Raw genomic sequence first — 15403 nt, 5'->3', positions numbered from 1 at the left:
GATCGCCGTCGACCCTGCCGCCGTGTCGCGGTCGCGGCCATCGCGCCCGCGCTGCCGCCGGAGCATCGCCGGTCTCTGGCCGTCGTCGTTCGCGCGCTCGCCGAGTCGCTCGAGCGGTAGAGGCACGAACGGGGATGCCGTTCAATGCAACTCCAACTGCTATCCGGGGGTGTGGGCGGAAGTGAGCCTTAGCGGCTCTTGCGGCGTTTCAGGAAAAGAGCGGGCACTCCGTAGCAACCCCGCTCAGACTCTCGAGACCCGCGTGATTGATATCCTCGAGCCCGCCGAGCTTGCTGCTCCACATCCCGTCCGGACACTGGCGAGCGGCGTGTTTCGGCGCACCCGCAGCGTCCGCGAACACGGCGATCTTGTCGAACTCGGGCTCAAGCTGTGAACCCGCGCACGGCTCGAAGCCGAGCGTGGCAGGCTTGCACAAACGCGGCGAGTGTGGCGGCCCGTGGCGCTTCGCTCGACCAGTAGCTGGTGCCCAGGGTCGGGCCACCATCAAGAAGAGACGTCGCCGGCGGCCCAGGCGACGCCGTTGTACTTGTGCGAGCATGGGCTCGTCACCGCGTACGGTCCTTCGGCCAGCCGTCGCCTTTCCACGTGGGCTACCACCGTCGATGCGGTGGACATCGCTGATCTCGACGTCGACGGCAATGACAGCGAGAGCTACCTCGACTGGCGCCTCGGCATATCGAAGGAGGTGTTGGGATTCGGGCTGGACGTTAGCTATTGGGATGCCGAGAACGAGGAGGTCTTTTGCGGACTTGGGTCGCAGAATTGCCGGGGCACGGTGGTGGGGACGATATCTCGGAAATTTTGACGACCTTGCCCGTTCCGGTGGTGGGCTCACGCCCGGCCGAAGAGATCCATCTGCGGGGTAGCCCTCACCGGGGGGATGAACTGCCCGGTGTCCAAGGCGTGGTGAGAGCGGCTGAGGCCGAGGCGCCGGCAGGCCAGCTCGAAGCGGCTGCGCAAGAGCTCTGCGATCGGGCCCGTGCCGCGCATGCGGGTGCTGAAGTTCGGACCGTTCGGCGCGCCGCCCCGCATGTCGCGTAATCGGCTCATGACCCGCCCGGCCTTCAAGGGCTCGTGGCAGGCAAGCCACTCCTCGAATAGCCCCCGAACCTCGCGCGGGAGGCGCAGCAAGACATAGCCCGCGTAGCGCGCGCCATGCGCGGCCGCCGCCGCGAGCACCACTTCCATTTCGGCGTCGTTCAACGCCGGGATCACCGGGGCGAACAGGACACCCGTCGGGATCCCCGCCGCGCTCAGGCGTTCGACAGTCGTGAAGCGCCGCTCCGGCGCCGCGGCGCGCGGCTCCATGCGGCGCGCGAGTCCCCGGTCCAGGGTCGTCACCGAGACGAACACCTCGACGAGCCCCGCGTGCGCCATCTCTGCCAGGAGATCGATGTCGCGCTCCACCAGTGCGGACTTGGTGACGATCGAGAGCGGGTGCCGGCAGATGCTCAGGATCTCGATGATCTCGCGGGTGATCCGATAGCGGCGCTCGATCGGCTGGTAGGGGTCGGTGTTGGTCCCGAGCCCGATGTGCCGGCACCGGTATCCGGGCCTGGCCAGCTCTGTCCGGAGCACCTCTGCCGCATTGGGTTTGGCGTACAGGCGGCTCTCGAAGTCGAGCCCCGGGGAGAGGTCCAGATAGGCGTGGGTCGGGCGTGCGTAGCAGTATACGCAACCGTGCTCGCAGCCCCGGTAGGGGTTGATAGAGCGGTCGAAGGGGAGGTCCGGAGATTCGTTGAAGGACAGGGCGCTGCGTGCGGTCTCCTCGGTGACCGAGGTGCCGAGGGACGGTGCCTGGGGGTCGTCCAAGCTCCAACCGTCGTCGAACGCCTCACGACTACCGGGGAGCCAGCGCGGGTCCGGGTTGCTGTGGGCACCGCGTCCTCTGCGGTGACCGGTCCTCAGAGGCGCCATCGCCGAGGGCACGGCCGCGCCGGACTTCCGCGCCGCCGACTAATGCAGGCTCGACACGGCGCGCTGCGCGTGGATGCGGCGCTCGCGTACCGCCTCGGCGTCATCGGCGTGGGGCTGCATTTCCAGATAGCGATCATAGTCCAGAACGGCGGCCCGGAAGCACGAAAGGCTTTCATAGAGGTAAGCCCGATCCCGGACCTCGCGGGGCTGATGCGGATCAATGATGAGGGATTTTCGCACTATTTCAAGCGCCCGCAAGGGGTCTCGGGCGGTGGCATAAATGGCCTTGAGATTCCGCAACATGCGAAGTAGTATTCGTTTTTTGCCCGCGGCCGAGAGAAGGCTCGTCAATTCGATGCGGTTCGCCTTGTGCTCCGGGAGGACCGATTCCAGGCGATGCTCGAGGTCTTCCGGGCTGAGGGATTGCCCGCAGAGGAAGGGGTCCAGTACTACGTCCCCGGCACGCACGGTGAGCTTGACGAGGAAGTGGCCGGGGAAGGAGACGCCGACAAGCGGCAGACCCAGACGCTGGCCCACCTCGAGATAGATGACGGCGAGGCTGATCGGGATACCGAGCTTGCGTTCCAGCACGTCGTTCAGAAAGCTGTTGCGCGGATCGAAGTAGTTCTGGATGTTGCCGGCGAAACCCTCCTCGTCGAACAGAAATCGATTCAATTCTAGGATGATGCGGCCGGGGGAGAATCGCCCGCTGAGCCGCTTGCCGATGGTTTCCGCCATCCGGTCGAAGCGGGCCAGATAGCGTGCCACATCCAGCGCAGGATACTCCGAGCTCGCTATCAGTAGCGCCGCCTCGGCGAGGTTCAGGTCCGCCTCCGGCTGCGCGACCAGGTCCGCAAGGCGTCTATTGGTCTCCTGATGGTCCATACTTGGCGTCTAGCAATAACGGCTCCCAGACTTGTGTGCGATCCGGCGACTCGGGCACGGGTCCCGGTCACCCAGGTCCATCTTACCGCCGATCTGCGCATGGCCCGAGGAGGCAGATACCGGGCCGCCGGACGTCACCGGGAACGCTCCGGTGCAGCGCGGCGAATGAACTCATTCGAACACCGGGTGTCCAGGATGGTGTGTTTCTTGTTAGGACACGTGCGCTAAGGCCAGTGCATCCCGTCAGGCGACTGTGGGAACCCTGACGACACATCGAGACTAAGGTCTCAGATCCATTAAAGGACGCGTCATGAATAGAGTACGCCGGGGCGAGATGCCCGGCAGGTCCGCCCTCCGGGCCTTGATATTCGACCTCGACGGCACCATCGCCGACACCGAGGAGGTACACCGTCGGGCCTTCAACCAGGCCTTTGCCGAACACGGACTGTCGTGGGCGTGGTCCCCGGCGGAGTACGCCGGGCTGCTCTCGATCTCCGGCGGCCGAGAGAGGATCTTGCAGTATGCGCGGCAGTCGGTATCGCCGACGACCCATGGAGCACAGCTCATCGAGCTGGCCCGCAGGCTCCACAGCGCCAAATCGGCGCTCTATGCGCGCATGCTGGCGGATCGTGGCGTCCCGCTTCGGCCCGGTGTGCTACGTCTGCTGAACGAAGCCCGGTGCAGCGGCATCCGCCTCGCTATCGCCAGCAGCACGTCACCGGCAAATGTCCGGGCCGTCTGCGATGGCAACCTACCCGGCGACTGGGTCGACTGGTTCGATACCGTGGCGACCTGCGATGTGGTGGAGGCCAAGAAGCCGTCTGCGGCCGTCTACCGGTATGTGCTCGAGCACACAGGTTGGAGGGCAAGCGAGTGCGTCGCTATCGAGGACACCCGGAACGGCAACCGTGCTGCGCTCGGCGCGGGTCTCGCTACCGTCATCACGACCCATGCCTTTACCCGTGACGACGACTTCGACGGGGCGTCGCTGGTCGTGGACGGTCTGGGCGACCCTGACCGGCCGTTCGAGGTCATCGCCGGCGACACCTACGGCTATGGTCACCTCGACATCGGGCTGCTCGGCCGCATCGTCTCCGCGGCCAGGGCCTGTGGCCCCGGACACGTTACGTTGGCGAGGCCGCCGGCGAAACGTTGCGGCCGCGTCGTATCTGTCGCTGGGGCTACCAGTACGGGCTGAACCCGAAGCGGTGGCGGCGCCAGTGGCGGTAGGGCCAGTAACGGTAAGGGTAATAAAACGGGTCGTACCAGTAGGGGTCGGGGTAATAGCCGTAAGGGGCGGCAAGATATACTGGCCACAGATACAGGCGCTCGCTGCGCACCGTCGGGTAGTTGTAGGGCTTTTCGCCGATGTTGCGCTTGACCTCTTCCTCGACGACGCCGTAGACGGTGATCTCCCGGTCCGCCGCGTACACCGCGGGGTCCAGAAATCCAGGGACGCGGGCGAAGAAACGCCCCAGTGCCACATCGTCCGACACCGGGCGGCCTTGATCGCCTAGCGTCTTCGAGACGACCTCCACCCAGGTGTCGTCGGCCCTGTTCTCCACCGATGCGATGACGCCGCCCCAGCGGACACGCTTGCCCTTGCCGCTTTGCGGGTCTTGCTGGACCTGGGCGATGCTCGGGGCATCCAGCACCGGCTCGCGGATCTCGATCGGGACACTGCTCTGGCAACCGGCCAGGACGCATGCCACCGACAAATACAACCCTCTGGTCCACATAAGACCCCCTCTGCGACGCTCTGCGACGGTCAGGCCGGCCTGGGGGGTTCGACCGGGGTGTCCGATACTAGTTTCTCCCGGCTCAGTGAGGTGTTGAAGGTGCGAGGGGGTTTATTTGATCTTACCTTCCTTGTACACCACGTGCTTGCGGACCACGGGGTCGAACTTCTTGACCTCGATCTTCTCGGGGTGCAACTGCTTGTTCTTGGTGGTGGTGTAGTAGTGCCCGGTCTTCGCGGACGAGTTGAGCTTGATCTTGTCACGCATGGTGCCTACCTCAGACCTTGATGCCGCGGCTGCGCAGATCGCGCAGCACCTCATCAATGCCCAGTTTGTCGATGATGCGCAGGCCCTTGGTGCTGATCCGGAGCCGCACCCACCGCCGCTCGGTCTCGACCCAGAAGCGGTGGTTCTGGAGGTTGGGCAGGAACCGGCGCCGGGTCTTGTTGTTGGCATGGGAGACGTTATGCCCCGTGACGGGGCGCTTTCCGGTGATCTGGCAGACGCGCGACATGGTGTATCCCCGAAGGCGAGCGCGCATTCTACACAGGGGGCCGTGATCCGCCAAGCACCCGCGCGGGGCGGCGGGATCACATGAGGCCGCGCTCGGCCATCGATGTCGCCGCCCCATCGCCGATCACGAGGTGGTCGAGGACCCTCACCTCAATGAGCGCCAGGGCGTCCTTGAGCCGCGCCGTGATGGCCCGGTCGGCGTGGCTGGGCTCGGCCTCCCCGGAGGGGTGATTATGCGCCAGTATCACGGCGGCGGCATTGAGCACGAGGGCCCGTTTGACCACCTCGCGGGGATAGACCTGCGCGCTATCGACGGTGCCGCGGAACATCTCCTCGCAACTGATGACACGATGGCGGTTGTCGAGGAACAGGCACAGGAAGGCCTCGTAAGAGAGGCCCTTCAGGCGGTACATGAGATAGCTGCGGGTGGCCTCCGGCGAGGACAGGGTATCCTCGCGATGAAGCCGCGCCTCCAGATAGCGGCGGCCGAGTTCCAGCGCCGCTTGGACCTGCGCATACTTGGCGATGCCGATGCCACTGGCTGCGGAGAGGTCTGCACGACCGGCGTCGAGGAGCGGCGCCAAGCCGCCGAAGTGCCGGAGCAACTGGCGTGCGAGATCGACCGCCGTCTTACCGCGAACGCCGGTGCGCAGGAAAACGGCCAATAGCTCGGCATCGGACAGGCTGGTCGGCCCACGCAGCAGGAGCTTTTCACGTGGCCGCTCGTCCTTGGGCCAGTCGCGGATCGTCATGGTCACCTCTTGGTCGTGATCGGGCCAGGGGTATAGGCAGCCCGCTGCGCGCGGTAAACTTGAGGGCTATGAGCGTAATGGGGGATCCTGGGTACCGGGTCGCTGCTGCGACCCGGTCTCGCTGGCCAGCGCGCGGGGGACGCGGGGACGCGGCTCGCACGCTGCTGCCGGCCCTCGATGTCTCGGCGACGCGGTAGCGACGGTGGTGGACGCCTTGGCGCACAAGCGCATCCTGCTCGGGATCACGGGGGGCGTCGCGGCCTACAAGAGTGCCGAGCTGGTCCGGCGGCTCCGCGAGCACGAGGTGGAGGTGCGGGTGGTCATGACGCGCTCGGCCTCGGCGTTCATCGGACCGCTCACCCTGGAGGCCCTGTCGGGCGAGCGGGTGCACTGCGAGCTATTCGACCCGGACGCACCGTCGGCGATGCCCCATATCGATCTGGCGCGCTGGTGCGATGCGGTTCTGGTCGCCCCGGCCAGCGCACATCTTCTAGCCAAGCTCGCCCACGGGCTCGCCGATGACCTCTTGTCCACCCTGTGCCTGGCCTCGACCGTACCCATCGTGGTGGCCCCGGCCATGAACCGGGAGATGTGGCTTGCGCCGTCCACCCAGGCCAACCGCGCCATCCTATTGGAGCGCCGGGTGCGCTTCTTGGGGCCCGACGAGGGTGAGCAGGCCTGCGGGGAGATCGGGCCGGGCCGCATGCTGGATGTCCCCGAGGTCCTGGAAGGGCTCTGCGCGGTGTTCGAGCCGGCGTGGCTTGCCGGGGTGCGCGTACTCGTGACCGCCGGACCGACGCGCGAGGCGATAGACCCCGTCCGATTCCTCGGCAACCGCAGCTCCGGCAAGATGGGCTATGCCCTGGCCGAGATGATGCGGGCCGCGGGCGCGGCGGTGACCCTGATCAGCGGTCCGGTTCCTCGTTCCGCACCGCGCGGGGTGGAGCGGGTCCTGGTCGAGAGTGCCGCCGACATGCTGGACGCGGTCATGGCTCGGATCGCCGACTATGAGATCTTGGTGGCCACGGCAGCGGTTGCCGACTACCGTTGCCCGGAACCGGCGCGTCACAAGATCCGACGCACCGGCGCGTCCTTGACACTCACGCTCGAACCGACCCCCGATATCCTGGCGGCGGTCGCGGCCCGCCCCGCGGCGCCCTTCACGGTCGGCTTCGCGGCCGAGACCGAGGGCCTCGAGGACGGGCTGGCCGACCTGGCCGGGAGGAAACTCATGGCCAAGGGCATCGATATGATCGTCGCCAACAGAGTCGGTGAGCCGGGGCAGGGCTTCGAGAGCGACGACAACGAGTTGCTGGTCTCCTGGCAAGAGGGCGAGCGGTTGCTGCCGCGTGCCCCCAAGACCCGGCTGGCGCGTCAGCTCGTGCCGATCATCGCCGAGAGATTCCGTGCGAAGGGTCAAGCTCAAGGTCCTGGACCCACGTCTCGGGCGTGATTTCCCGCTGCCCGCTTATGCGAGCAGCGGATCGGCGGGCATGGACCTGCGTGCCTGCCTCGAGGCCCCGCTGCGTTGCGAGCCGGGCGCGACGCACTTGATCCCGAGCGGGATGGCGCTCCACATCGATGATCCGGGCCTCTGCGCCGTGGTGCTGCCGCGTTCGGGGCTGGGGCACAGGCACGGGATCGTCCTGGGTAATCTAGTCGGACTCATCGATTCGGACTACCAGGGAGAGATCCTGGTGTCGTGCTGGAACCGTGGGAGCGACCCCTTCGTCATCCTGCCGGGGGACCGCATCGCACAGCTCGTGTTCGTGCCGGTCGTCCCGGTGTGCTTCGAGCACTGCGAAGAATTCGAGCCCAGCCATCGCGAGGCCGGCGGCTTCGGGCATACGGGCCGGGCATGAGGTCCGGCAGGGCTGGAAGCGGAGCCGGGGCGTATTACACTGTCGGCGGTCTTCCAGCCCGGTGCGCCCCAAGGGGGCACTCGAACCGAACCATTGCCAATGAGAAAAGGCACGCCATGATCCAGACTAATCCCGCCACCGATCGCACCATCGCGATACCGGATACCGGCCAGCCGGTGTCCGATTCGATCTTCAGGGCCTACGACATCCGCGGCGTCGTGGGCGAGACCCTGACCGAGGAGGCCGTGTACCAGATCGGCCTCGCGCTCGGGAGCGAGGCCCATGAGCGCGGCCAGCCGCGCATCGCCGTAGCCCGTGATGGCCGGGTGTCGAGCCCGGCGTTCGCCGCGGCCCTGATCCGCGGCCTGACCGCGACCGGCCGCGATGTAATTGACATCGGCATGGTGCCGACCCCGGTCCTGTACTTCGCGACCCATGAGCTTATGACCGGCAGTGGGGTCATGATCACCGGGAGCCATAACCCCGGCCACTACAACGGACTTAAGATCGTGCTGGACGGTCAGGCCCTCTCGGGCGACGCTATCACCGCGATCCGCGACCGCATCCGCCGCGCAGACTGGGTGCGGGGCGATGGGCGGCTCGAGTCCAAAGACCTGAGCGCGGCTTACCTCTCGCGTATCACGAGCGACAGCCCGCCGGTTGCGGACGGGGGGCTCAAAGTGGTCATCGACTGCGGGAACGGGGTCCCCGGCATGCTCGCGCCGCAACTGGTGCGAGCCCTCGGGCACACGGTCACCGAGCTCTACTGCGAGGTGGACGGGAGCTTTCCGAATCATCACCCAGACCCCGCGCAGCCCGACAACCTCCGGGACCTCATCGATACGGTCAGGAACGAAGGGGCCGCGCTCGGGCTGGCCTTCGACGGCGATGGCGATCGGCTGGGCGTGGTCGACGGGAGCGGCCAGATCATCTGGCCGGATCGACAGATGATGCTGTTCGCCCAGGATGTCCTGTCGCGGAATCCGGGCGCGGAGATCATCTTCGACGTGAAGTGCAGCCGGCACCTGAAGCGGGTTATCGAGGAGCGCGGCGGCAGGCCCCTCATGTGGAAGACGGGCCACTCCCTCATCAAGGCCAAAATGAAGAGCTCGGCGGCGCCGCTGGCGGGCGAGATGAGCGGCCACATCTTTTTCAAGGAGCGGTGGTATGGGTTCGACGACGCCCTGTATGCGGCCGCCCGGCTCCTGGAGATCCTGGTCCGGGACGGGCGGCCGTCCGTTGCGGTGTTCGGCGAGCTGCCGGGCGGGGTCTCGACGCCGGAGCTCAAGCTCGAGATGCCGGAGACCGAGCACGCAGCCTTCATGGCCAATCTCGGGCGCGACATCCCGTTCCCGGACGGGGAGATTGCGACCGTCGATGGGATCCGCGTGGATCTGCCCGATGCATGGGGGCTCATCCGCCCCTCGAACACGACGCCATGCCTTATCCTGCGTTTCGAGGCCGATGATACGGCGGCGCTGGGGCGCATCCAGGAGCGCTTTCGGGGCTGGCTCGGATCGGTCCGATCCGGCCTGCGGCTCCCGTTCTGACCGGCCGGGAAGGGTCGCGATATGGCACTCCAACCCGCCGATGCGATGCGGATCGCAGGGGTCCTGACCGAGGCCCTGCCCTACATCCGGCGTTTCACCGGGCGCTCGGTCGTCATCAAGTACGGCGGTAACGCGATGGTGGAGCCGGGGCTCAAGAACGGTTTCGCGCGCGACATCGTCTTGATGAAGCTCGTCGGCATCCATCCGGTGGTGGTGCATGGGGGGGGGCCGCAGATCGCGCAACTTTTGCGGCGCATCGGGAAGGAGAGCACCTTCGTCCAGGGCATGCGCGTCACCGATGACGAGACCATGGATGTGGTGGAGATGGTACTCGGCGGACTGGTCAACAAGGACATCGTCAACCTCATCAACCGCCACGGCGGGACGGCGGTGGGGCTGACCGGCACGGACGGCGATCTCATCCGGGCGCGCAAGCTGACTTTCACCCGCACCAGCCCGGAGATGGCGGCCCCCGAGATCATCGACATCGGCCACGTCGGTGAGGTGACGAGCATCGACACCGCGGTCGTGGACATGCTGTTGCGCGGCAACTTCATCCCGGTCATCGCCCCGATCGGCGTGGGCGAGGACGGGCAGTCCTATAACATCAACGCCGATCTGGTGGCCGGGAAGCTGGCGCAGGTCATGAAGGCGGAAAAGGTGATCTTCTTGACCAACACCGCCGGGGTGCTCGACGGGGAGGGCGGGCTGCTCACCGGGCTCACCGCGCTACGGGTCGCCGAGCTTTGCGCCGACGGCACGATCTCGGGCGGGATGTTGCCCAAGGTCCAGGCGGCCCTGGATGCGGTCCAGGCCGGTGTGCACAGCGCCCATATCATCGACGGGCGGGTGGAGCATGCCGTGCTCCTGGAGATCTTCACCGACCAGGGCGTAGGCACCCAGATCCGGGAACGGCGGGGCAAGACGGGCAGAGAATACACCGCCGCGGCGCCCTGACCATCCGCACCCTGGCCTTTGCGGACGCGGTGCGAACGGCTCGCGTTCAGCGTTGTACCGCGAGCTTGCGGAAACGCTCCAGGTCCTGGTCGAAGCGCCGGCGGATGGTGTCCTGCTCCCGACGCTTGGACTCGATGTTGGCTTGATGCGCCGCAATCTGCGCGCGGGTGGACTCGATGTCGGCAAGGACCTGCTCCGCGGGTCTCTGGCCGCGTTGCTCGATCGATTTGACCAGGACCATGCGCCGCCCCAGATCCGCCTCGGACTTGTGGATATGGCTTTCGAGGAGGCGGATCTGCCCGTCGATCGCCGATACCTTTCCATCGCGCGCTAGGATCAGGTCATCCTCGCTGCCGAAGGTCTCCAAGAACACGCGGTCGGCCTTGGCCACCTCCTCGGTCTTGCGTTTCTCCTCGGCCTGCAACGCCGCGAGGCGCTGTTCCTCGGCCAGCTCCTCACCGCTCTTGGCACGCTGGTGCGTCCCGACCTGAACGCCCTGATCGTTGTAAACCGTGTGTCCCTGCTGGGCATACTCGGTCGGCACGGCATTGCCGCACTCGCGCACGCCCTCGCCATTGGTCCAACACTTGATGGCGGTGATGCCGGCCTGTACGGGGGATCCCGCGGCGATCCCCATCCAAAGACACAGGGCCCGAGCGGCCAGACGGTGTTCCATGTCCATCGTGATCTCCTGTTTCTGTGAGCGGTGCGCGGATGAAGGCGATGGCGGATCATCGGTGTCGCGCGCGCATGGCTTTAATAATGTGTGTTGCCGCGCGCGGCGGGAAGACACGACCCGGTTGACGCTAACTAGCAGCGCTCTTCGTCGTCCCGTTTGCCGGGCTAGCGCCACACAATGAGCGCCGGGTCTCCAACTGCTACGACACGCCTTTGCAAGCGCACGATACGTGATAGTACTTATGAAACGAGGTACTAAGCGACCATGAAGTTATAGACCGAGGCCACTCCCCTCGCAAGGCTCCGTCTGATCGCATTTCTGGTTGTCGGGCTGACATCAGACGGCCGCTTCGGTCGTGAAACCATGGCGTTCGGCAGCGCGTGCTGCTGCAGCGCCTGAGGCAGGATGCCTCCGAGGCAGACAGTGGCGACGCCGAGCGTCTCGTCAAGCTGCAGGCCCCGCTGCAGAGTTCACTCGTGGGCTCAAGCTCGCAGAGCGGGAAGGGCATGTGATCGCTGCTGCCCCGCCCGCGGCGCATACTGCCCTGCGAGAGTTGGAGGAGGCCTGGAAACCGGTCCGTGGGCCGTCGAGCAGGCCGTGCGGGCCGGTACACCGTCATTGTCGACCGCAGCGAAGCACTCCTGGTCCGTGCCGATGCGCTCACCTCCGCGCTCACCGACGAGGCGCGTGGGGCGAGCCGGCGGCGGCTCGCGTGGATGCTCGGTGCGGTTACCGTTCGGATTCATCCTCGCCACTCTCGCGCTGGCACAGGTGCGCCGGATCGGGGAGCGCACCGAGCGCATCGCCCGCATCGCCCGGCGGATCGTGGAGGGCGATGTCGAGGCATGCCCGGTGGATCCCGCCGACCGCGACGAGTTGGTGGAGGTCCAGAGCGCGCTGAACGAGATGGCGACGCGCATCGCCATTCAGGGCCGGCGTCAGGCGGCACAGCATTCGGCCACCCGCGTGCTGGCGGAGTCCGAGACGCTCGGCCGAGCCATGCCTGCCATCTTAAAGGCCATCTGTGAGAGCCTCGGCTGGCACTGGTCTGGACTCTGGACCATCGACCGCGAGAAGGGGAGAGTGCTTATTTTCCGAGTTCCATTAGTGTTATTACTAATATGGCGCTGCGGTGACATCTGGCACGCCCCGGCCGTGCAGTTGGCGGACTTCTCCGCCATGAGCCAGGGCATGACCTTCGCGTCCGGCGTCGGCCTGCCGGGACGGGTTTGGGCGAGCGGACAGTCCGCGTGGATCCCGGCCAAGAAGACCCGAACTTCCCGCGCCTCCCGGCGGCACGGAAGGTCGGATGCACGGCGCGTTCTGCTTCCCCATCGCAGCCGCCGGCGGGCTGATCGGCGTCATGGAGTTCCTGAGCGCCGAGGTTGTGGAGCCCGACGCGGCCCTATTGGCCGTGATGGACGCGATCGGCACGCAGATAGGCCAGTTCGTGGAAGGGCGAGGAGGATTGCGCCTCGCTCTTGCAGAGGAACTCGACGCCGAAGGCCGCGCGGCGGCCTCGAGGCGATGGGGTTGCCGATCACATCCACCTCCTTGACGCGCACGTTCTCGTGCGCCTCGATGCGCGTGCCTTCGCGCTGGTGGCCACCATCGACGAGGGCGTCAGCGGCGGCCCCGAGGAGACCGCCGACGAGCCCCGCGCCAGCGGCCCCGAGTCGAGCGCGGGCGATCGCGCGGGGGCGACCAGCACGAGGCAAAGCGCGCAGGCGAGACGCCGGGCTACGCCCGGGCTTCATCCAGCGCCTCGTTCAAGCATCGCGGATCGCCGTGAGATATGGCTCCCCAACGATGGTGAGGATGACGGTCGGCCTGTACAGGTCACCGGGGCCCGCATGCGCCCGGAGGATCGAGAGGGTCGGTTGATGCGTCCCGCCCAGCGGGTGCGGAGACCTCTGTGACGGGAGTGCGCGCGGTGGCGAAGACCTCGATGCGGGCGGTGTCCGCGGCCAGGGCGGCGCTCGTCGAACCGACAAGAAACCATGCGGCTCGTTGAAGAGAAAGGAGGTTCATCTCAACCCTACCTTCTCTCGCCGTCGATCGGCCGAGCGCCAACGCCATCTGCGCGGTGCGGCGCCGCTGCATGGACGTGTAGCTCGGATTGAGGTCTATCCCGATCCACCCGCGGCCGAGCCGCTGGGCCACCTCCGCCGTGGTCCCGCTGCCGAGGAAGGGGTCCAGCACGATGTCTCCCGGCCGTGATCCTGCCAGGATGCACGGTTCGATGAGCTCGGACGGAAACGTGGCAAAGTGCGCATCGAGACAGGGCCGGCTGGAAACCGACCACACCGATCGCTTGTTGCGGTGATCGCCTTCCCAGGGCACGGAGGCTCCCCGGTGGGCGCCGGGCCGGCCGTAGTCCTCGCCATAGCGGCGCGAGGTGTTGCCGCTCTTGCTGAGCCCCTGTTTCCGGAGCCCCGTGTGCGCTGGTTGACCGGGTTACGCAATACGGGCTATCCATGTTGCGCACATGATCGCCGTAGGAGGCGGATTCCCGGATGGCCTCGTGATCGTAGTAATAGCGCTCCGATTTGCTGAAGAGAAAGAGGTACTCGTGAGCACGAGTCGGCCGGTCCTTCACGCTCTCCGGCATACAATTGGGTTTATGCCAGATGATGCCCAGCGAAGCCACCACCCATCCGTTGCAGCGCGAAGGCGACGCGCCAGGGGACGCCGACGAGGTCCTTCGGTTTGAGGCCCGGCAGTGGCAGGCGATTGGGCTGGGTCATCGGACCCATGGCACCGGAAGCGTGCTTGGCCGAGCCCGGGCGGGTCCCCCGATGGCCCTTCCAGCGATCTCCCTGGATACCCCCTCCCGGACACTCGCCGACCGTGCCCACCCGGGTCGCATAGTCACCGAGGTTGCGCCACACGGTGCCCTGGTCGGCCAGGAGATCACACACGAGCCGGAAGACCTCGACCAGCGCCGTCACGTACTCGTCCGGCGTGCGCTCCAATCTGATGGCCCGCCATACCATAGTCCCTCAAACCCCAGTACGGCGAGGACGTCACGCACATCTGGACCCTGAGGTCCTCGGCTATCAGCGTCTTCAGCACCTTACGGCAGTCGCCGACGAAGCATAGTATCGGAGAGGCTTTCCGTGATCCCGCCAGCGCTTTGCGGCTTCATCGGCTCCCCCGAGAGTCGCTCCGCGATCACATAGGCGGCATCGAGCTCGATGTAATGCGATTCCACATGATCCGGAGGCGCTCGGCCTTCTCCTCGGGCTCGGTCATGGCGAGCGCGGCGGATCAGCGACTCACACGCACCGGTTCGCGCCCTGCGCTCATGGCTACGCACCGGGGTGGGCGCGTTGAACCAGGCGAGCATCCACTTGTAGAACATCAACCCATCGTCGCGATGCGTGAGTGGAAGCACCGAGGGGGTTTTTCGCTCGACGCCGAGGTGCGCATCGAGATCCGCGACCGACAGGGGCTCGAAAGTGTGCCCGCCGGATCTTCGGCAGTGAGCGCTTAGGGGCGGCGCAAGAGATTCACGCTGTCGGATTGTTTGACTCGGCCCCGCATCGTCCGTCCTGTGAAGCGAGCGGTTTAGCGTATAGGTAGTTATTGAATGCGCCAAACAGGGCGACTCAGGGTGATTTCATGTTCGGCGAATCAGATATCGTTTGAAATTGGCGGGAGAGGAAGCGGTTTCAGCGAGCTACCGAGAAATCACGGTAGCCCATATTCTGATCGCATTAGCGCGCCTCAGCGACCCTCTGGCGGTCGCTCAAGTTAGTTAGAAGTGCCGCATTACGGCACGAGTTCGCGCAACTGGGCATCGAACCATGCCGTTGGGTGTAGCTCTGATACTGAGACCTCAATGCACCGTTCGTTTAGGGAACAGGACGACGTTTTCGGGGATCTCGACGGTCCGCTTGTAGGTGCTGGACAGTAGCTTCCAACCACGCGCGAAGCGCTCGCTTTGGTGGAGGGCGCGAAACGTCAAGATGGCCTGGCCCCCGGCCTGCCGCCAACGCATCCCCGAACGCTTCATCCGTTCGGTCGCGTAGCGTCTTGCACGCGGCTTCGACGACCCCTGAGCCGATGGGGAGGTTCTGCGCTTGCGCCTGCGCATAGCGCATGCGGTGACGGTAGCGGCGAAAGTAAGTAAGCTCGGTCGCGAGCTTTCTCTTGCGCGGGTGGGTATCTCTGAGATGGCAGAGCGCCCGGATGACCTTCTCGACGCCATCCGCCTCATCGCGCAGAAGGTGGCGGTACTTCTCGAACTGGGCCTTCGACTTCGCGCTGTTCTCCCCATACGCCGCATCGAAGGCGGCCTTCAGGTGCTCGCAGGTATGATAGAAATCGATGATCTCGATACCCTGGGGGAGGGCCGCACCGAGGTAGCTCCAGTTGTCCTTCGCCCCATCGGCGAGCTTGACCAAGGTGAGATCGGGCCGCTGCTCGAGCACCACCGCTATCTCTTCGCTGAGCGTATCCTTGAGCGTGGCCTTGTGCTTCTCCGGCATGCGCGCGAGCCGCACGGTGGACAGTCGTTCTCCCT

At 66.1% G+C, this 15403-nt stretch carries 17 protein-coding genes and 1 pseudogene; 7 read left to right on the top strand and 11 right to left on the bottom strand.

The annotated features are described in order from the left end of the window. Positions 1-628: 628 nt before the first annotated feature. The gene (locus M3461_16630) at positions 629-826 is read left to right on the top strand and encodes a hypothetical protein (GenBank protein MDQ3775852.1); all 198 of its coding nucleotides are present in this window, start codon (positions 629-631) and stop codon (positions 824-826) included. Positions 827-852: 26 nt separating this feature from the next. Here M3461_16630 and M3461_16625 read toward each other — a convergent pair whose 3' ends face one another. Together M3461_16625 and M3461_16620 are read right to left on the bottom strand one after the other, a co-directional pair. Then, complete coding sequence (locus M3461_16625) at positions 853-1938, bottom strand: PA0069 family radical SAM protein (GenBank protein MDQ3775851.1); 1086 nt, start codon at positions 1936-1938, stop codon at positions 853-855. A 39-nt stretch (positions 1939-1977) separates the two neighbouring features. Next, complete coding sequence (locus M3461_16620; GenBank protein ID MDQ3775850.1) at positions 1978-2823, bottom strand: tetratricopeptide repeat protein; 846 nt, start codon at positions 2821-2823, stop codon at positions 1978-1980. Positions 2824-3133: 310 nt separating this feature from the next. On the opposite strand from M3461_16620, the gene M3461_16615 reads away from it, so the two are divergent. Beyond that, on the top strand, positions 3134-4021 hold the full coding sequence (locus tag M3461_16615; protein MDQ3775849.1) for an HAD-IA family hydrolase: 888 nt from the start codon (positions 3134-3136) through the stop codon (positions 4019-4021). On the opposite strand, the gene M3461_16610 is transcribed toward M3461_16615, so the two are convergent. The 4 genes from M3461_16610 to radC form a co-directional block, all read right to left on the bottom strand. Then, on the bottom strand, positions 4005-4535 hold the full coding sequence (locus tag M3461_16610; protein ID MDQ3775848.1) for a Slp family lipoprotein: 531 nt from the start codon (positions 4533-4535) through the stop codon (positions 4005-4007). The two genes, M3461_16615 and M3461_16610, sit on opposite strands and share 17 nt — an antisense overlap. Before the next feature lie 138 nt (positions 4536-4673). After that, positions 4674-4829, bottom strand: coding sequence for a 50S ribosomal protein L33 (gene rpmG, locus M3461_16605; GenBank protein ID MDQ3775847.1), 156 nt, complete (start codon positions 4827-4829; stop codon positions 4674-4676). A 10-nt stretch (positions 4830-4839) separates the two neighbouring features. Further along, positions 4840-5076, bottom strand: coding sequence for a 50S ribosomal protein L28 (gene rpmB / locus M3461_16600; GenBank protein MDQ3775846.1), 237 nt, complete (start codon positions 5074-5076; stop codon positions 4840-4842). A 76-nt stretch (positions 5077-5152) separates the two neighbouring features. After that, positions 5153-5827 carry a DNA repair protein RadC gene (gene radC / locus M3461_16595; GenBank protein MDQ3775845.1) on the bottom strand — a complete coding sequence of 225 codons (675 nt, stop codon included), beginning with the start codon at positions 5825-5827 and terminating at the stop codon, positions 5153-5155. Between the two features lie 205 nt (positions 5828-6032). Between radC and coaBC the strand changes: the two genes are divergently transcribed. The 4 genes from coaBC (at position 6033) to argB (ending at position 10196) form a co-directional block, all read left to right on the top strand. Then, positions 6033-7280: a bifunctional phosphopantothenoylcysteine decarboxylase/phosphopantothenate--cysteine ligase CoaBC gene (gene coaBC / locus M3461_16590; protein MDQ3775844.1), complete on the top strand. Its 1248-nt coding sequence runs from the start codon at positions 6033-6035 to the stop codon at positions 7278-7280. After that, entirely contained in the window at positions 7234-7689 is a 456-nt protein-coding gene (gene dut, locus M3461_16585) for a dUTP diphosphatase (protein MDQ3775843.1), read from the top strand. The genes coaBC and dut overlap by 47 nt, the downstream gene beginning before the upstream one ends. A gap of 116 nt (positions 7690-7805) precedes the next feature. Continuing rightward, complete coding sequence (locus M3461_16580; GenBank protein MDQ3775842.1) at positions 7806-9239, top strand: phosphomannomutase/phosphoglucomutase; 1434 nt, start codon at positions 7806-7808, stop codon at positions 9237-9239. A 21-nt stretch (positions 9240-9260) separates the two neighbouring features. Beyond that, complete coding sequence (argB, locus tag M3461_16575; protein ID MDQ3775841.1) at positions 9261-10196, top strand: acetylglutamate kinase; 936 nt, start codon at positions 9261-9263, stop codon at positions 10194-10196. 46 nt (positions 10197-10242) lie between these two features. On the opposite strand, the gene M3461_16570 is transcribed toward argB, so the two are convergent. Continuing rightward, positions 10243-10878 carry a hypothetical protein gene (locus M3461_16570; protein MDQ3775840.1) on the bottom strand — a complete coding sequence of 212 codons (636 nt, stop codon included), beginning with the start codon at positions 10876-10878 and terminating at the stop codon, positions 10243-10245. Positions 10879-11604: 726 nt separating this feature from the next. Then, complete coding sequence (locus tag M3461_16565; protein ID MDQ3775839.1) at positions 11605-11829, bottom strand: hypothetical protein; 225 nt, start codon at positions 11827-11829, stop codon at positions 11605-11607. Positions 11830-12184: 355 nt separating this feature from the next. On the opposite strand from M3461_16565, the gene M3461_16560 reads away from it, so the two are divergent. Beyond that, positions 12185-12433, top strand: a complete 249-nt coding sequence (locus tag M3461_16560) for a hypothetical protein (protein MDQ3775838.1) — start codon at positions 12185-12187, stop codon at positions 12431-12433. 551 nt (positions 12434-12984) lie between these two features. Here M3461_16560 and M3461_16555 read toward each other — a convergent pair. The 3 genes and pseudogenes from M3461_16555 to M3461_16545 form a co-directional block, all read right to left on the bottom strand. Continuing rightward, positions 12985-13911, bottom strand: a pseudogene (locus tag M3461_16555) (site-specific DNA-methyltransferase). A 40-nt stretch (positions 13912-13951) separates the two neighbouring features. Further along, positions 13952-14272, bottom strand: coding sequence for a hypothetical protein (locus M3461_16550; protein ID MDQ3775837.1), 321 nt, complete (start codon positions 14270-14272; stop codon positions 13952-13954). A gap of 460 nt (positions 14273-14732) precedes the next feature. Next, on the bottom strand, positions 14733-15403 hold a 671-nt coding region (locus M3461_16545), incomplete at its 5' end, for a hypothetical protein (GenBank protein MDQ3775836.1).

This window comes from Pseudomonadota bacterium (genome assembly GCA_030860485.1).
Classification (GTDB): Bacteria; Pseudomonadota; Gammaproteobacteria; order JACCXJ01; family JACCXJ01; genus JACCXJ01.
The sequence above is the reverse complement of the archived record's forward strand: the minus strand, read 5'-3'. Positions and strand labels throughout refer to the sequence as shown.

Excerpts from the sequence above, each read along its gene's own strand:
- argB (MDQ3775841.1), top strand. The coding sequence starts at position 9,261 with ATGGCACTCCAACCCGCCGATGCGATGCGGATCGCAGGGGTCCTGACC.
- M3461_16565 (MDQ3775839.1), bottom strand. The coding sequence starts at position 11,829 with ATGCTGTGCCGCCTGACGCCGGCCCTGAATGGCGATGCGCGTCGCCAT.
- radC (MDQ3775845.1), bottom strand. The coding sequence starts at position 5,827 with ATGACGATCCGCGACTGGCCCAAGGACGAGCGGCCACGTGAAAAGCTC.
- M3461_16560 (MDQ3775838.1), top strand. The coding sequence starts at position 12,185 with ATGCACGGCGCGTTCTGCTTCCCCATCGCAGCCGCCGGCGGGCTGATC.
- rpmB (MDQ3775846.1), bottom strand. The coding sequence starts at position 5,076 with ATGTCGCGCGTCTGCCAGATCACCGGAAAGCGCCCCGTCACGGGGCAT.
- M3461_16615 (MDQ3775849.1), top strand. The coding sequence starts at position 3,134 with ATGAATAGAGTACGCCGGGGCGAGATGCCCGGCAGGTCCGCCCTCCGG.
- M3461_16580 (MDQ3775842.1), top strand. The coding sequence starts at position 7,806 with ATGATCCAGACTAATCCCGCCACCGATCGCACCATCGCGATACCGGAT.
- M3461_16620 (MDQ3775850.1), bottom strand. The coding sequence starts at position 2,823 with ATGGACCATCAGGAGACCAATAGACGCCTTGCGGACCTGGTCGCGCAG.
- M3461_16570 (MDQ3775840.1), bottom strand. The coding sequence starts at position 10,878 with ATGGACATGGAACACCGTCTGGCCGCTCGGGCCCTGTGTCTTTGGATG.
- M3461_16625 (MDQ3775851.1), bottom strand. The coding sequence starts at position 1,938 with ATGGCGCCTCTGAGGACCGGTCACCGCAGAGGACGCGGTGCCCACAGC.
- rpmG (MDQ3775847.1), bottom strand. The coding sequence starts at position 4,829 with ATGCGTGACAAGATCAAGCTCAACTCGTCCGCGAAGACCGGGCACTAC.